We start from the raw sequence: 235 nt of genomic DNA on the forward strand, positions 1-235 counted from the left end.
ACACCGCCCCGGCGGCCGGCCTGCCCCGGCGCGCCGCACCGCGCGGCGCAAGCCCCCGTGCGCACCGAGGACGCGCTTGAGGGCGCTCGTGTAGCGGTAGGTGTCGGGACCGAAGAACACGGCGTCTTCATCAAGCGTGGGCCAGGCCGAGTGGAAGTACAGGTGGTCGCCGATGGTCGAGGCCCCCACCCCCGCCCCCCACCCCGCCGCCCCGGGGGGGTAAAAACAAAAGAAC

Annotated in this window: 1 pseudogene; it reads right to left on the bottom strand. The window is 73.2% G+C overall.

The features are described from left to right. Window positions 1-189: pseudogene (locus tag ACEN88_RS36285) on the bottom strand (hypothetical protein); the annotation flags it as partial. Window positions 190-235 lie beyond the last annotated feature (46 nt).

This window comes from Massilia sp. CT11-108 (assembly GCF_047302915.1).
Classification (GTDB): Bacteria; Pseudomonadota; Gammaproteobacteria; order Burkholderiales; family Burkholderiaceae_D; genus Telluria; species Telluria orientalis.